Here is a 15,208-nt window from a genome sequence, read left to right as displayed (position 1 = left end):
CACTATCCGCGTCTCGTGCGCCTCGCCTACCTCGTGCTGCCCCCGCACCTCGGCCGCAACCGGCGCGTCCTGACCGCGCACTCCCTCGTACAGCGCGCCCTGCCGCGCGGCCGGACCGGGCAGGTCCCGCAGACGTCACAGACCTCACAGGTTTCACAGACCGCAGCGGGAATCCCGGTGCCGCGCGGCACCGAGGAGCAGGCCCGCCCCGGCGAGTCCTCCGCGCGCGAGCGCGGCCACGCCTTCGTACGGCAGCAGGTACTGCGCCAGGCCCTCGAAGCCGAGCCGCCGCTGCTGCGCAAGGCGTGGCCCAAGCGCGCCCAGCTGCCGCCGCTGCTGCCGCAGGTGTGGGGGCTGCGACTGTTCCCCAAGTCGGGCGGCGCCGACGAACTCGCCCTGGACCAGAGGCTCGCCGCCCTGAGCGGTGCGGGCCGCGCCGCGTACGTACTGCGCGGTCTGGAACGGCTGGACGACGATGCGGTACGAGGCGTGCTGAGGGCCGCCAAGGTCGCCGAGCCGGACGCCGCGCTCGCCGAAGCCGACACCGTCGAGCCGTCCGCGCTTCTTGAGTCCGCCGAGTTCGACCCGTGCTCGCTGCAGGCCCGCCCCACCGACCTGATGCGCCGCCGCCAGCACACCCGGGCCTCCCTCGCCGTGCTCGCCGCCCTCGTGGTGTGCGCGGTGGTGCTCACCGCGACGGCCGAGAACAGGCCGGGCGCGTCCAACCCGGCCGGTGAACTGGCCCTGGATCCCAGCCAGTTGACCCGCACCGAGCCCGCCGCCTGGAAGAGCGCCGACCGCACCGACTTCTCCGCGTGGCCCGCCCGTGGCCCCCTCGCCGACGACGCCGGACTCCTGCGCCGCGCCCTCGCCGAGTGGGCGGCCCCCAGCAGCACCACCCATGTCTCCGCCACCCCCGGCACCCCCACCGGCCCCGCGATGGGGCCGCCGCAGCTGCTGTACGCGGGCGAGCTGGACGGCGTCAGGGTCGTCCTGCTCCACGACGGCCTGCGCCTTGTCCGGTACGCGGAACCCGCCAACGGCGCCGGCGACGGGGCCGACAGCGACAGGGCAGGAACCGGCGTGGACTTCGCCCGGGTCGACGGCGCCACCGAAGCCACCGCGAACGCGATCGTCGTCACCCGCACCGCCACCACGGTCCGCTACCTCACCGCCCCCTGGGCCGACCAGGTCTCCGTGCGCGACCTCCTCGCCCCGACCGCCGCGCCCCGCGCCCTGAGGCGCACCTCCGACGGCGTCACCGCCCCGGTCGCCGCCTCCTCGATGGCCCGCGACTGCCGCACCTGGGACGCCATGGAGGTACGCGACAGCTCCGGCACACGTACCCTCACCGACCTTGGCGAACTCCTCCCGGCCCGGCTCACCGCAGGCCCCGCCGCAGCCCCCGCCGACCTCAAGTCGGTGTCGGACAGGGCGAGTTGGGCGCACACCGCCTGCCTGCTCCCCACGCTGCGCTCGCACGGCGTCCGCAGCGTCAACTCCTGGGCGTACGCCAGTCAGACCCTGCCCGAATCGAACGGTACCGCGCGCTGGCTGTGCACCCGCGCCGAGACCTGGCAGGGACCGGGCAGCCAGGTGCTCGCCCAGTTCCAGCAGCCCGGCACCAGCCGGAGCGCACCGGGCGCGATCGTCGCGCGGGCCGAGAACACGGCGGCGTGCGGGGCGAAGGGCCCCGAAGTCCTGGCCGGTGTGATGTGGAAGTCGAAGGCCGGGAAGTGGTACCTCCTCGCCGCCGGCAACGACAAGGTCGCCTCGGTGTCCGTGCGCGGGGGAGTACGGGGCTCCTCGGACGGCAACGTCCTCGCCGTACCCGCCGGGGGAGGCGCCCAGGCGAACCTGACCGGGAAGCTCAAGGACGGGACGAAGGTGAACGCCCTCCGGTAGCTCCCATCGCCCTGCGGCTCCCGGTAGCTCCCATCACCCTGCGGCTCCCGCTCTCAAAGTTCTGGCCGCACACACCTGTTGCCAAGGTCGTACCCGTCAGTACATTGACGCCATGTCTAATACGCAGCAGGGGTCGGTCCCGGTGGCGTCGGAGTGGACGCCGCTCAAGGCCCGCCGGGTGGCCTTCGACTGGGCGGACACCCCGCTCCACTGGCTCCCCGGCCAGCCCTTCGCCACCCACACCATCAACGTCCTGCACCTGCTGCTCCCGGCCGGGGAGCGCTGGTTCGTGCACGTCTACAAGCAGGCACTGCCACTGATCACCGACGACCGACTGCGCGAGGACGTCATCGGGTTCATCGGGCAGGAGGCCATGCACTCGCAGGCCCACGACGACGTCCTGCCGCACCTCAAGGCGCAGGGACTCGACCCCACCCCCTACACCGCCCAGGTCGACTGGCTCTTCGAGAAGCTCCTCGGCGACCGCACCCTGCCCCCGGGCGGACCGCGCCGGTGGTGGCTGCTCGAACGCATCGCGATCATCGCGGCCATCGAGCACTACACCGCCTTCCTCGGCGACTGGGTGCTCAACGCCGACGAGCTGGACCGGCGCGGCGCCGACCCCACCATGCTCGACCTGCTGCGCTGGCACGGCGCCGAGGAGGTCGAACACCGCTCCGTGGCCTTCGAGTTGTTCCAGCACGTCGACGGCAGCTACCGGCGCAGGGCCCGCACCTGGGCGACCGCGTTCACCGCGCTCGTCTTCCTCTGGCAGCGCGGCGCCCGCTTCTTCATGGAGAACGATCCGACGCTGGGCGGCACCGGAAAGGCCACCCTGAAGGAGCTCGTGCGCGGCGGCCGACAGGGCGTGCTGCCGACGCCCGGCGCCATGCTGAAGTCCATCCCCCGCTACCTGAGCCGCAGTTACCACCCCTCCCAGGAGGGCAGCACCGCCCAGGCCGTCGCCTACCTCGCCTCTTCCCCCGCCGCGCTGGCCGCCGACGCCCGCACCTCCGGAGGTTCCTGACCCATGCCCCGCGCCCGTACGTACCTGATCGCGGCAGGAGCCGCCTCGCTCGCCGTCGTCACCCGCCGCGCTCTGCGCGCCCGCATCCGGCGCGCCCCGCTGTGGCCCCTGCCCGCCCTGGAAGAGCCCATATCCGGGACCCGTGGCCGCCCCGGCGGAGCCCGCGTCCTGGTCAGCGGACGCACCGAACCCGCCGAAGGTGTCGTCCAGCTGCACCTGGAGGCCATGGACGCGGGCGACCTGCCCGGCTGGGAGCCGGGCGCGCACCTGGACCTGGTCCTTCCGTCGGGTCTTGTCCGCCAGTACTCGCTGTGCGGCGACCCCGCCGACCGTGCCTCGTACACCGTCGCCACCCGCGTCATCACCGAGGAGCAGGGCGGCCGGGGCGGCTCGCGCGAGGTGCACGAGCAGCTCCACGAGGGCTCCGAGATCGAGGTCCGCGGGCCGCGCAACCGCTTCGCCCTCATCGATTCCCCGTCGTACGTCTTCGTCGCGGGCGGCATCGGCATCACCCCCGTACTGCCCATGCTGCGTGCGGCACAGGCGGCGGGAGCGGAATGGAAGCTGCTGTACGGGGGCCGCAGCCGGGCGTCGATGCCCTTCCTGGAGGAGGTCGAGAAGCTCGGCGGGCCCGAGCGGGTCACCGTCGTCGCCGAGGACGAGGACGGACTCCCGGACCTGGCAGCCCTGGTGGCCTCAGTGCCCAAGGGGACGGCTGTCTACTGCTGTGGCCCGGAGGGTCTGCTGGGGGCGGTGGAGGGATCACTGCCGGAACACTGCTCGTTGCACGTCGAAAGGTTCGCGCCGGGCGCGCACGCCGGTGGCTCCGGAACCTTCGAGGTGGAACTGCGACGCACCGGCGCCGCCGTCACCGTGCCCGCCGACTCCTCGATCCTGGCCGCCGTGAAACCGCTGGTCCCGAACGTCTCGTACTCCTGTGAGCAGGGCTTTTGCGGTACCTGCCAGCAGCGCGTCATCGAGGGCGAGATCGACCACCGCGACGAGCTGCTGACCGACTCCGAGCGGGCCGACTCACTGCTCATCTGCGTCTCGCGGGCGCGCGGAGAACGCCTGGTCCTCGACCTCTAGGCAGAGCAGGCGGAGGGGGCCGGGGAAGATCCGGACCGGCCCCCGGGGGTCCCTCAACGGGGGCCCGCCGGTTAGGCTGGTGCGATGACGACCGGGGTGCGCCGCAGGATGGGCGTCGAAGAGCGCAGGCAGCAACTGATCGGTGTGGCGCTGGAGTTGTTCAGCCATCGCTCTCCCGACGAAGTCTCCATCGACGAGATAGCCGCCGCCGCGGGCATCTCGCGCCCGCTCGTCTATCACTACTTCCCCGGCAAGCAGAGCCTGTACGAAGCGGCCCTGCGGCGGGCCGCCGACGAGCTCGCCGCCCGCTTCCAGGAGCCGCACGAGGGCCCGCTCGGCGGACGTCTGCTGCGGGTGATGGGCCGCTTTTTCGGCTTCGTCGACGAGCACGGCCCCGGTTTCTCCGCCCTGATGCGGGGCGGCCCCGCCGTCGGCTCCTCCACGACGAACGCGATGATCGACGAGGTGCGGCAGGCCGCGTACGAGCAGATCCTCGCCCACCTCGGCATCGGCGAGCCGCCCGCCCGGCTCGCACTCGTCGTCCGCTCGTGGGTCTCGCTCGCCGAGTCGACGGCGCTGATCTGGCTCGACGGGCGCCACATCCCGCGCGGCGAGCTGGAGTTGCAGCTCGTCCATGACTTCGCGGCGCTGATGGCGGTGAGCGCGGCGTACGACGCGGAGATGGCGGAGATCGTGCTGCGGATACTGGCCGAGGAGCCCGCGGACGGCCCCTTCGGCGAACTCCTCGCCCGGATCACGGCGCTGGCGCCGCTCCTGCCTGTGGTGCCGGAGCAGCGAGGTCCTTCCGAGTAACTCCGTTGTGGCCACGGCTACTTGTAGGTGACCGTCACGTTCTTGAAGCCCAGGGAGTGCAGCAGGCCCTGGAGCATGCTCGTGGTGTTCTTCTCGGCGCGGGCGGTCAGTCCGCTGTCCTTCGCCGCCTCGCCGATGCGCTTGGCGGCCAGTTGCTGGACGGCCCTCTCGTCGTTCGGGTTGTCGGAGAAGAAGTCGCCGAGCCGGTCGAGGAGGCCGCGCTGCTTGGACACGGCGTACGAGCGGTCCGGGTCCAGGGCCGGCCTGCCGAGCGTGGCGTGCGGGAGACGGAGGGTGGCGGTGGTGCGGTCCTTGTCGACCGTCACGTCGTCCTTGCCGAGCCCGCCCAGCGCCACGGATCCGCCGACGGTGCCCGCGCCGACGTACAGGGTGCGGGTGCCGCGGATCGCGTCGGGCAGGAACGCGGCGTCCTTCTCCAGGTCCACCACCACCTGGAAGTTTCCCACCGCGGCCTCGTAACTGCTCATGTCCTGAAGGGACTTGAGGACGGCCGGCCCGGTGCGGTCCTTGGTCTCGGTGCCGAAGAGAGTGCTGAGACCGGGGATCAGGAACAGCCGGGTGCCGAGGAGGAGGACGGCGGCCAGGGCGAGCAGCACAGCGGGGATCTTGACCCAGAGGGAGATGCGGCGGCGGGGCGGCTGGGCGGGGGCGGGCCGAGGCTCGGCCCCCGGCTCTTCTTCCGAACGGTCCGTGCGCGCGTCGGTGCGTTCCATGGGGGACGGGTGCCCTCTGCGGGGCCCGCTCACGCGGCGGTTACCGTACTCCGCATGATCGACACGACCGCGCCCCTCACCTTCCGCCCCGCCGACGACACGGACCTCACCACACTCGTCCGTCTCCACGACGGGGCGGCGCGCTGGATGCAGCAGCACGGGATCGACCAGTGGAAGCCCGGCCAGAAGGACGGCGCCCACTTCGCACGGCGGATACGCGAGGGAGAGGTGTGGCTGGCGGAGCTGGAGGGGCGTGCGGTGGGTGCGTACGAACTCTGGTGGGAGGACGAGGGGGCCTGGGGCGTGCAGCCGCCGGTCGCGGGCTACGTCCACCGGCTGATGACCGACAGGCAGAACGCTCCGGCGGGGCTCGGACGGGCGCTGCTGGCCGCCGCCGAGTCCCGGATCGCGGAGTCGGGCCGCGGGCTGGCCCGGCTGGACTGCGTGTCCCACAACCCGCGGCTGCGTACGTACTACGAGGCGGCGGGCTACCGGGTCACCGGTGAGAACGCGGCGAAGGAGGCCCCGGGCGGGGCTCCCTCCTACGCGGTGACCCTGCTGGAGAAGGAGTTGCTCAGGCCTGTGTGAGGCGTTCGCGGATGCGGGTCACGGCCTCGTCCGACATGCCGAGTCCGTCCCGTACGTACGCCTCCATCGAGCCGAACTTCTCGTCCACCTCGGCCAGCGCCGTCTTCAGGTACTCCGGTACGACACCGATGACCGCCTGCGCGATCTCCGGGTCGCCGCCCTTCGCGACGAAGCCCTCGATCAGCGGCTCGAAGGCGGCGCGCACCGCCGGGTTGACCGACAGGTACTCGGTCTCGATGGTCTGCGCGTCGGCCCCCAGCAGGGTCAGTACGATCGTCGCTGCCCACCCGGTGCGGTCCTTGCCCGCCGTGCAGTGGAACAGCAGTGGGCCGGCGTCCGGCGCCGCCAGCTCGGTCAGGAAGCTGCGGTACGCGGCGACCGCCGAGCCGGACGACACCAGCGCCCGGTAGGTCTCCGCGAACAGGGCCTGGGCCCGGCCGCCGCCCAGGTGCTCCTCGGCCAGCTCCGGGTCGGACATGATGTGCTTCAGCTGGGCCGCGGCCGGCTTGTCGTCGGAGTCGCCGCGCGCGACGGCGGAGCGGATCGTGTCGGCGAGCGCGTCCGCGACGACCAGGCGGGCCCCGGCCGGCACCCGGTCCGGGTAGTCGGCCCGCTCGGCGTCGCTGCGGAAGTCCACGATCGTACGTATCCCCAGGCCGGCCAGTACCGGGTCGGTGGCCGGGTCCATCCGGTCCAGCTGCCCGGCCCGCAGGACGAGGCCGGGGCGGACGGTGCGCCCGCCGGACAGCGGGAGGCCGCCGAGGTCGCGGAGATTGGCGACGGAGGTGGACGCGAGTGCGGTCATGGCGGCGGGGCTCCTGCTGCTGACGAGGGGTTTCCCGCCACCGTACGTGGCCCGCGGTCAGGCGGCCCGGCGGGGCCCGGCGACCGCGGATCCGAGCCCGACACCGAGGGCGAGCGCCGCGAAGTGGCCCACGTCCGTGAAGGTCGGGCGGTCGCGGTTGAGGAGCGGGCGGGCCCCGAGTACGAGCAGTCCGGCGCGGGCGGCGAACCGCAGCGGGCCGGACGGCACGGCCGCGGTGAGCGCGCCGAGGACCGCGTTGAAGCCGTAGCTGGTGCCGACGTCCACGGCGGAGCGGGTCGCCGGGTCGGCGCCGGTGGCGCACAGTCCGCCGTACACGAGGAGCGAGGCGGCACTGTGCCCGAGCAGGAAGACCCCGGCCGCCCACCAGGCGCCGTACGCGTACTCCGCGTACCCGAGTACGGCGAGGAGCAGCAGCACGTACGGCAGCGGCATCGGCTCCTCGACGACGACCGCGCTGGTCAGAAGGGTGTCCCAGCGGCCCGCCGCGAGCTGGTCGACATTGGTGGAGCAGCCGCGCAGGAAGTCCTGGCGCTCGGCATCGGGCAGATGGCGGAGGGCGGCCAGGGCGCCGAGCTGCACGCCGCCGACGTAGGCGGGGGCGAGCACGGGAAGGTCCGGGAAGTGCATGGGGGCATGATCGCGCATGGGGCGTAACGGCGGTGTCAGAAACGGCGGTTCCGGCCCAGGGGAAATGGTGTGGCGCCACGATGGGCGGATGCGCAAGCGAGTGGCGGGTGCCCTGGTTGCTCTGGTCCTGATGGCGGGATGCGACGGGCCGCCGCCGGAACCGCAAGAGGCGGCCCAGACCCTGGAGGAACTGGCCGCGAAGGCGGGCTGCGTACCGGACATCGGGACCGAAGCGGCCGAGATCAGGCAGGCCAACTGCCGGACGGAGACGGGGAGTTACGTCCTCGCGACGTTCGCCACCGACCGGGGGCAGCAGGAGTGGCTCGACGCGGCGAACGACTACGGCGGCAACTATCTCCTCGGCCGCAAGTGGGTCGCGGCCGGGGACGAGAAGGTGGTCACGGAGCTGCGCGGCCGGCTCGGGGGGACGGTGACGACCGGCGTGCACCACTCGGGGAGCGGGGAAGGGCACACGGGGGGCCATCACGGGAGCTGACCGCGCAGGTACGGGGGTTCACGCCGGGGCTGCTGCTACTGGCAGCGCCGGCCGTCGTTGATGCAGTCCACCATCCGCCGCATCAGCTTCTCCTCGAAGACGTTGATGAAGTCGCCGTGGTCGGTCTCCGGCTTGTGCAGCTGCTCGGGGAAGGAGTCGACCGCGAATCCGGGCCCCGGCGGCACCGCGTACACGATGCGCTGCACGAGCTGCGGAATCGGCCGGAAGCCGAGCCCGCACGCACCGTTGGACCGGGCGAACGCGACATGGGTGCGGTGATTGGCACTGTCGGCGTTCTTGCCGTCCCAGCAGCTCTGGAACTTGAAGGTGCGCACCACCTGGCTGCCGCGCGGGCAGATCGGGTACTTGTTCTTCAGCTGCCGGTTCTCGAACCCGGTGCAGCTCCACGAAGCGTTGGCGTTCGCATCGCCGTTGGTGAACGCCTTCGCGTCGCCCGTGATGATCCGCAGGAAGCGCGGCATCGCGGTCACCCGGCCGGTCGGATTCCCGACGAAATCGAGGGTCACCCGGGACGGCGTCTGGATCTCGCCGGTGTTCTGGTCCTTTCCGCCGCCGTCCGCTCCGGCGTCGTTTTCGGCCTTTCCGTTCTGCAGACGCAGTACGGGCCAGTAGTACGTGGATTTGTCGCCCTGATTTCGGCAACTTGTCGCACCGGCGGCGAGTGTGTCGTCACTTGCGAAAGCATCGGTGGCCTGATTTCCGACGTAGTCGTGCATATGGTGAGCGCCATTGCTCACGCCGGGCGCGACGATGACATTGTCGGGATTGAATTTGCCGTTTTCGTTACGGCCGCAGGCGGTGGTGAAGGTGCCGCGTGAGGCAGTGCGGCGGTTCTGTGCGCGCGGGACGTTGGGGCGTACGGAGCGGATGTCGACGAAGTCGGAGGCGGAGGGGCCGTTGCCCTGCGGGGTGCCGGTCTGCCGGTCGTCGCCCTGCGGGGTGCCGCTCTGCGGGCCGCCGCTCTGCCGGTCGTCGCCCTGCTGACCGCCGGTCTGCTTGCCGTCGGGGTCCTGACCCTGCCGGCTGCCGTCGGGGGCGGTGTCCTGCTGCTCACCGGCCCGCAGCGTGCACGGTGCCAGTGCGTCGAGCCCCTGCGGGCGGTCGGCCTCCGGCTGCCGTTCCACGGCGTCGGCGATCCGGCCGAGGGAAGCGGTCCGCTCGTCCTTCAGCGGCCCGAGCACGGAGCCCTGGTCCTGAGACCCACCCTGAGGCCCACCCTGAGGACCGCCCCGCGCATCCGCGAACTTCCGGTACGCCTCGGTGATCTGGCTGTCCATCGCCGCCAGCTCCCGGTCGACCTCCTGCCGCGCTCCCTCCGGCACCTCGGGGAGTGCGTTGGCGACATCCGGACAGCCGATGGTCGCCATACGAGGTCCGGACGGTAAAGCCGCCTGGGCGGGCGGATCCTCGCTGGCCGAGGCGGCCACATTCAGGGCGACCATGGTGCCCCCGCCGAGAATCAGTGCGGCACTGGCGGCGATCGTCCTGTTCGCCAATTTCGAACGCTTGTGTTGCATGAAAGGCCTTCGCTTTCTTCCGGGCGAAGTCCTATACGTACGCGGGCGACGCCGCGTTCAGCCCGCGTTCAGCTATTTCCGCTCACGATTTCAGCGCCCGCTGATAAAGGGCCCGCGCAGGTGCCCCGAAAAGCGCGGCCGTCGACTCCGCGTCGGTGTCGCCGCCGCTCAGCACCCCGATGAGCTTCCCCGGCTTGTCCGGGCCCCGGTAGTCGGTGAGCCAGGGGCTGCCGCTGGTCCCGTTCCAGAAGCCAGCGCACCGCATCTGCAGCATGCCGGGCAGATCCTTGTCGATCCTGCTGTCGGTGGTGCAGGTGACCGGCCGGTTGTCCGGGTTGTGGTCGGGCTCCGGGTAGCCGATCACCGTCACCTGCCGCTGCGGCTCCGACTCCCAGTCGAGGCCCGCGGCGCCCACGACCTCCTGGACCTCGCGGCCCTGGGAGTCGGGCTCCAGGGTCAGGAAGGCGAAGTCGTACGGGTCGTCCTCCTGCTCCTGCCACCGGTCGTCGACCTGCACGGACCGGACCTTCCACGCCCCGTACGGCTGCTTGCCCTTGCCCTGGCCGGAGAACCCGGGGGCGAACGAGATCTTCCGCGGCTCCGTGCCCTCCTCCTCGTACACACAGTGGGCGGCGGTGACGACGATGTTCCCCTTGGGGCTGTCCACGACGCTCGCCGTGCACCAGTGCTCCTCGCCGTCGACCAGCACCCCGATGAACGGCGGATAGTCGATCACGGCGGCGGACTTCTGCGGCGTGGGAGACACCCCCGGATCCAGCCGGGGCGCGGACGCCACCGGCCCGCCGCACGCAGTGGCCAGCGACAACAGCGTCAGGAGGCCGGTCATGGCCACGGACCTCCGCATCCACCGGTCACGCACGTCGGGCAGCCCCTCTCACGCCGAAATCCGAAATCCCTGCCGAGCAGGTCACGCACAGGTCACGCCGGAGACAGGGTATGCACGAGCTGGCCGATTGTCGCCCATCTCCGCTGCCCGACCGCCCCTACTGCCCGACCGCCCCCACTGCCCGACCGCCCCACTGCCCGGCCGCCCCACTGCCCGACCGCCCCACCGCCCGGCCGCCCCCACTGCCCCTGCCTCTTCCCGCTACCGGTCCAGGTACGCCAGCACGGCGAGGACCCGCCGGTTGTCGTCGTCGGACACCGGCAGGTCCAGCTTCCCGAAGATGTTGGAGGTGTGCTTGGCCACCGCCCGCTCCGTGACGAACAGCTGGCCCGCGATGGCGGCGTTGGAGCGGCCCTGTGCCATCAGCTCCATCACCTCCTTCTCGCGCGGGGTGAGCTGGCCTATCGGCTTGTCCTGCGCCCGCCGTGACAGCAGCTGCTGGATGACCTGCGGGTCCATCGCGGTGCCGCCGCCCGCCACCCGCCGTACCGCGTCGACGAACTGCTCGGCGTCGAACACCCGGTCCTTGAGGAGGTACCCGATGCCCCCGTTGCCGTCGGCGAGCAGCTCGCGCGCGTACAACTGCTCGACGTGCTGCGACAGTACGAGGACGGGCAGTCCGGGTCTCGCCCGGCGGGCGGCCAGCGCGCACTGCAGGCCCTCGTCCGTGTGGGACGGCGGAAGCCGGACGTCGACGACGGCGACGTCCGGCTCCAACTCGGCGAATGCTTTTGTCAGTTCGGGCCCTGTCTCGACGGCGGCCAGGACCTCGAAGTCGAACGCTTCGAGCATCCTGACCAGGCCGTCGCGGAGCAGGAAGAGGTCTTCGGCTAGAAGGACGCGCAAGGAATCTCCATGGTCACCATGGTGGGACCGCCTGCGGGGCTGCTGACGGCCAGAACACCGTCGAATGTACCGAGTCGGCGTTCGACCCCGCTCAGCCCGGAGCCGCCGCCGATCCTCGCCCCGCCCTGCCCGTTGTCGGTGACCGAGGCGCGGATCATGCCGTCGGCCCCGGTGCCGGCCCGGTGGAGGTCGATCCAGATGCGGTCCGCGCCCGAGTGCTTGACCGCGTTGGTGAGGACCTCGCTGATCGCGAAGTACGCCGCCGACTCCACCGGCGCCTCGGAGCGCCCCGGCAGGTCCACCGTGACCTCCGTCTCGACCGGCAGCCGCAGCGCCAGCGCCCGTACGGCGTCGCCCAGTCCCCGCTCGGCGAGCACCGGCGGGTGGATGCCGCGGACCAGGTCGCGCAGCTCGGTGAGGGCCTCGGCGGACGAGGCGCGGGCCATGCCGAGCAGCTTCTTCGCCTGCGCCGGGTCCTTCTCTATCAGCGCCTCGATGGTGCCCAGGTTCATGCCCATGGCGACCAGCCGGGCCTGCGCCCCGTCGTGCAGGTCCCGCTCGATGCGGCGCAGTTCGGCGGCCGAGGTGTCCAGCGCGTCGTACCGGGTCTCGGTCAGCTTCTCCACGCGCTGGGTGAGCGCGGCTTCCTTCGTCGGCGCGAGGAAGTACTTGCTGAGCCGGAAGTGGGCCTGGAGCAGGGTGGTGTTGTAGCGCAGCCCGATGACGAGGAGCACCATGCCGAGTGCGGCGGCCAGCAGCCCGGTGACCTGGTCGCTGACCGGAATGAAGGCATACCAGTACGGGTCGTCCTCGAACACCCGCCACAGACCGGCCGCCAGCACGACCCCCTCGACCGGGTACCAGAGCAGCAGCGCCGGGAAGACCGCGGTGGGGAACCCGGCGAACATGTCGACCAGCAGCCACTGGATGTCCCGCCAGGTCGCCGGGTCCTTCAGCATCAGCGTGGTCCGCTCGACGACCCCGGTCACCCCGGTGCGCGCATCGGCGGGCAGCGGCCGGTACGGGATCGCGATCCGCACGTCCGACCAGGTGCCCGCCAGCCGCCGCCGGTAATTCGCCCACTTGCGGACCGCCTCCAGCACGTGCGGCGTGGTGAAGACGCCGATGCCGAGCCCGACGAAGGCGATCGAGACGATGGCGAGGGTGAAGAGGGTGACCGAGACGGCGACCGTGATGAGCGACAGGCCGAGACCGCGGAATCCGGCCAGGACTGACGCACGTATCTTGATGGCATTCATGGTGGTTGGTCCCTCTCCGTCCGCGGCCAGTGCGCCGGGTACCCCCACAGTGTCGCCGGTGGAGAGGGACGGGACATGGGGCCGGGCACCCGGAGCGGGGTGTACCTAGCACCACCGGGTGCGCGGACCCGTACCGCAGCCGCTTACGGTGCGTACTTGTAGCCCACCCGCGCTTACGGTGCGTACTTGTAGCCCACCCGGCGCACCGTCTGGATGCTGCGCCGGTGCTCGGCGCCCAGCTTGCGGCGCAGCCGGGCGATGTGGACGTCCACGGTGCGGCCGTCGCCGACGTGCCCGTAGCCCCACACCGTGGTCACCAATTGGTCGCGGGTGTGCACCCGGTGGGGGTGCGCGACCAGGTGCGCGAGCAGCTCGAACTCCAGGTACGTGAGGTCCAGCACCCGCCCGTCCACCTCGACGATGCGCCGCGAGGAGTCGATCCGTACGGCACCGTCCTGCTGCCGTGCGGGGGCGGGTGCGGTCTCCTGGACCAGTACAGGCTGTGGAGCCTGCTGCTGGTCCGCCGGTACGAGCACCAGGTAGCCGACCATCGGCGGACGGCCCGGCAGCGCGGGCAGCGTGTGCTGCGGGGCGGGCAGCCAAGTGGCGCCCGGCGGAAGGTAGTCGGCGACGTCGAAGGCCGGCCGGAGGGGGAGGAGGGGCGAGGGCGACGGAGCCACCTCGTCGCGGTCGACGGCCCGCAACCGGTGCGAAGGGGGCCGCAGAGGTTCGTGGACGGCCCGCCGCTGGACGGCGTTCGCCGCGACGGACGAGGCGGGGAAAGTGCGGGTGGTACGGGTGGGGTTCGCCATGGCTGGTCGGCTCTTTCGCGCGAAGGAGGCCGCCGCGGAGAACCGCGCGGCGGCGTACTGCTTCCTACGGAGTGCGCGTGGACCGAAGACCGCCGGTCATGTCCCGATGCTGTCGTGCTGTCGGGAGGCCGGGAACGGCTTTAGAGGGTCCGCGCGTTCGTCGCGCGACAACAGACCCGGTCGAAGTCGTGATGCTGACGGGAAGGCCAGAACGGCTCCAGGTCGAAGCGACCCGTAGCGGTGATGTTCTGGAATCCGGTCATGCGCCCATTGAAGCATGCGCACGCCGACCGCAGGAGGCCCCAGCCGGCCCCGGACCTGTGACGCCCCTGTGCGCCCCCTGTGCCCCTCGGCCCAGCCGCTTGCGCCAGGCCGGTGAGGGCAGCGGGATCGACCTGTCGGTCGACCCGTCAGACCGCGTGCTGCGCGGGGAGAACACGTGGGGAAGAACACAGAGTCGCGCGCCGCCCGGGTACGCAAACGCGCGCCGCCCGGGTACGCAAAGGGGGGCGCCCACCGGTCCGTACCGGCGAACGCCCCACTCCGTACAAGGGAGATCAGACCTGCCCGGCCTTCTCCAGCGCCGTGCAGCACGTGTCCACGATCAGCCGGGTCACCACGTACGGGTCGACGTTCGCGTTCGGACGCCGGTCCTCGATGTAACCCTTCTTCTCCTTGCCGACCTGCCACGGGATGCGGACCGAGGCGCCGCGGTCGGAGACGCCGTAGCTGTACTCGTTCCACGGCGCGGTCTCGTGCAGACCCGTCAGGCGGTCGTCGATGCCCGCCCCGTAGTTCTTGACGTGGTCCATCGGCTTGGAACCCTCGCCGAGCGACTCGCACGCGGTGATGATCGCGTCGTAGCCCTCGCGCATCGCCTTCGTGGAGAAGTTGGTGTGAGCGCCGGCCCCGTTCCAGTCGCCCTTGACGGGCTTCGGGTCCAGGGTGGCCGACACACCAAAGTCCTCGGCGGTGCGGTAGAGCAGCCAGCGCGCGATCCACAGCTGGTCGGAGACCTCCAGCGGGGCCAGCGGGCCCACCTGGAACTCCCACTGTCCCGGCATGACCTCGGCGTTGATGCCGGAGATCCCGAGCCCCGCCGCCAGACAGTGGTCGAGGTGCTTCTCGACGATCTCGCGGCCGAAGATCTCGTCGGCGCCGACACCGCAGTAGTAGCCGCCCTGCGCGGCCGGGAAGCCGCCCACCGGGAAGCCGAGCGGGCGCTCGCCCTCGAAGAAGGTGTACTCCTGCTCGATCCCGAAGATCGGCTCCTGGCCCGCGAACTGCTCGGCCAGCGGGCGCAGTTCGGCGCGGGTGTTGGAGGAGTGCGGCGTCATGTCGATGTTCAGCACCTCGCACATGACGAGGATGTCGTTGCCGCCGCGGATCGGGTCCGGGCAGGAGAACACCGGGTTCAGTACGAGGTCCGAGGCGTGCCCCTGGGCCTGGTTGGTGCTGGACCCGTCGAAGCCCCAGATCGGCAGCGCCGCCCCGTCGCCGAGGATCTTCGTCTTCGAGCGGAGCTTCGCGGTCGGCTCGGTGCCGTCGATCCAGATGTACTCGGCCTTGAACGTCACGGACGCCATCCTTTACGGGTTCTACGCGGCTGCGGGGATGGTCGGCAGCCTGGCAACCCGCCATTTCCCACCCGTTGCCCAAAGATGAACCCCGTGTTACCGGACCGGATGCGGAGGTGACATGCGTCGCAACGGGGCTGCCCGTTCTCTACGGTTGCTCGCGC

Annotated in this window: 16 protein-coding genes; 6 read left to right on the top strand and 10 right to left on the bottom strand. The window is 71.4% G+C overall.

The genetic code is table 11. The features are described 5' to 3' along the window. Positions 1 to 15: 15 nt before the first annotated feature. The 4 genes from AB0D18_RS24580 (at position 16) to AB0D18_RS24565 (ending at position 4,834) form a co-directional block, all read left to right on the top strand. The gene (locus AB0D18_RS24580) at positions 16 to 1,905 is read left to right on the top strand and encodes a hypothetical protein (RefSeq protein WP_362422522.1); all 1,890 of its coding nucleotides are present in this window, start codon (positions 16 to 18) and stop codon (positions 1,903 to 1,905) included. 112 nt (positions 1,906 to 2,017) lie between these two features. Then, positions 2,018 to 2,932 carry a metal-dependent hydrolase gene (locus AB0D18_RS24575; RefSeq protein WP_362422342.1) on the top strand — a complete coding sequence of 305 codons (915 nt, stop codon included), beginning with the start codon at positions 2,018 to 2,020 and terminating at the stop codon, positions 2,930 to 2,932. A gap of 3 nt (positions 2,933 to 2,935) precedes the next feature. Beyond that, a complete protein-coding gene (locus tag AB0D18_RS24570; protein ID WP_362422339.1) occupies positions 2,936 to 4,021 on the top strand; it encodes a PDR/VanB family oxidoreductase in 1,086 nt (361 codons plus the stop codon). Positions 4,022 to 4,105: 84 nt separating this feature from the next. After that, positions 4,106 to 4,834 (top strand): TetR/AcrR family transcriptional regulator, encoded by a 729-nt coding sequence (locus tag AB0D18_RS24565; RefSeq protein ID WP_362422336.1) that lies wholly within the window; start codon positions 4,106 to 4,108, stop codon positions 4,832 to 4,834. A gap of 17 nt (positions 4,835 to 4,851) precedes the next feature. Here the strand turns inward: AB0D18_RS24565 and AB0D18_RS24560 are convergent, their stop codons facing one another. After that, on the bottom strand, positions 4,852 to 5,568 hold the full coding sequence (locus AB0D18_RS24560) for a DUF4230 domain-containing protein (protein ID WP_362422334.1): 717 nt from the start codon (positions 5,566 to 5,568) through the stop codon (positions 4,852 to 4,854). A gap of 54 nt (positions 5,569 to 5,622) precedes the next feature. Here AB0D18_RS24560 and AB0D18_RS24555 point away from each other — a divergent pair, with 54 nt between their 5' ends. Further along, the gene (locus AB0D18_RS24555; RefSeq protein WP_362422331.1) at positions 5,623 to 6,156 is read left to right on the top strand and encodes a GNAT family N-acetyltransferase; all 534 of its coding nucleotides are present in this window, start codon (positions 5,623 to 5,625) and stop codon (positions 6,154 to 6,156) included. On the opposite strand, the gene AB0D18_RS24550 is transcribed toward AB0D18_RS24555, so the two are convergent. After that, positions 6,143 to 6,961 (bottom strand): tyrosine-protein phosphatase, encoded by an 819-nt coding sequence (locus tag AB0D18_RS24550; protein WP_362422328.1) that lies wholly within the window; start codon positions 6,959 to 6,961, stop codon positions 6,143 to 6,145. The genes AB0D18_RS24555 and AB0D18_RS24550 overlap by 14 nt on opposite strands. Before the next feature lie 57 nt (positions 6,962 to 7,018). Then, complete coding sequence (locus AB0D18_RS24545; protein ID WP_362422325.1) at positions 7,019 to 7,609, bottom strand: rhomboid-like protein; 591 nt, start codon at positions 7,607 to 7,609, stop codon at positions 7,019 to 7,021. 88 nt (positions 7,610 to 7,697) lie between these two features. On the opposite strand from AB0D18_RS24545, the gene AB0D18_RS24540 reads away from it, so the two are divergent. Next, positions 7,698 to 8,105 (top strand): hypothetical protein, encoded by a 408-nt coding sequence (locus AB0D18_RS24540; protein WP_362422322.1) that lies wholly within the window; start codon positions 7,698 to 7,700, stop codon positions 8,103 to 8,105. A 35-nt stretch (positions 8,106 to 8,140) separates the two neighbouring features. Here the strand turns inward: AB0D18_RS24540 and AB0D18_RS24535 are convergent, their stop codons facing one another. The 7 genes from AB0D18_RS24535 to glnII form a co-directional block, all read right to left on the bottom strand. Next, the gene (locus tag AB0D18_RS24535) at positions 8,141 to 9,643 is read right to left on the bottom strand and encodes a DUF1996 domain-containing protein (RefSeq protein WP_362422319.1); all 1,503 of its coding nucleotides are present in this window, start codon (positions 9,641 to 9,643) and stop codon (positions 8,141 to 8,143) included. 82 nt (positions 9,644 to 9,725) lie between these two features. Continuing rightward, positions 9,726 to 10,490, bottom strand: coding sequence for a trypsin-like serine protease (locus tag AB0D18_RS24530; RefSeq protein WP_362422316.1), 765 nt, complete (start codon positions 10,488 to 10,490; stop codon positions 9,726 to 9,728). A 261-nt stretch (positions 10,491 to 10,751) separates the two neighbouring features. Continuing rightward, on the bottom strand, positions 10,752 to 11,396 hold the full coding sequence (locus AB0D18_RS24525; protein ID WP_362422313.1) for a response regulator transcription factor: 645 nt from the start codon (positions 11,394 to 11,396) through the stop codon (positions 10,752 to 10,754). After that, positions 11,381 to 12,655 (bottom strand): sensor domain-containing protein, encoded by a 1,275-nt coding sequence (locus AB0D18_RS24520; RefSeq protein ID WP_362422310.1) that lies wholly within the window; start codon positions 12,653 to 12,655, stop codon positions 11,381 to 11,383. Before AB0D18_RS24520 ends, AB0D18_RS24525 begins: the two co-directional genes overlap by 16 nt. Positions 12,656 to 12,828: 173 nt before the next feature. After that, the gene (locus AB0D18_RS24515; RefSeq protein WP_362422307.1) at positions 12,829 to 13,467 is read right to left on the bottom strand and encodes a winged helix-turn-helix domain-containing protein; all 639 of its coding nucleotides are present in this window, start codon (positions 13,465 to 13,467) and stop codon (positions 12,829 to 12,831) included. 140 nt (positions 13,468 to 13,607) lie between these two features. Further along, complete coding sequence (locus AB0D18_RS24510) at positions 13,608 to 13,730, bottom strand: hypothetical protein (RefSeq protein WP_362422304.1); 123 nt, start codon at positions 13,728 to 13,730, stop codon at positions 13,608 to 13,610. Positions 13,731 to 14,024: 294 nt separating this feature from the next. Further along, on the bottom strand, positions 14,025 to 15,044 hold the full coding sequence (gene glnII, locus AB0D18_RS24505; RefSeq protein WP_362422301.1) for a glutamine synthetase: 1,020 nt from the start codon (positions 15,042 to 15,044) through the stop codon (positions 14,025 to 14,027). Positions 15,045 to 15,208 lie beyond the last annotated feature (164 nt).

It is taken from the genome of Streptomyces sp. NPDC048442 (assembly GCF_040651475.1).
Classification (GTDB): Bacteria; Actinomycetota; Actinomycetes; order Streptomycetales; family Streptomycetaceae; genus Streptomyces.
This window is presented reverse-complemented; position numbering and strand designations above follow the sequence as displayed.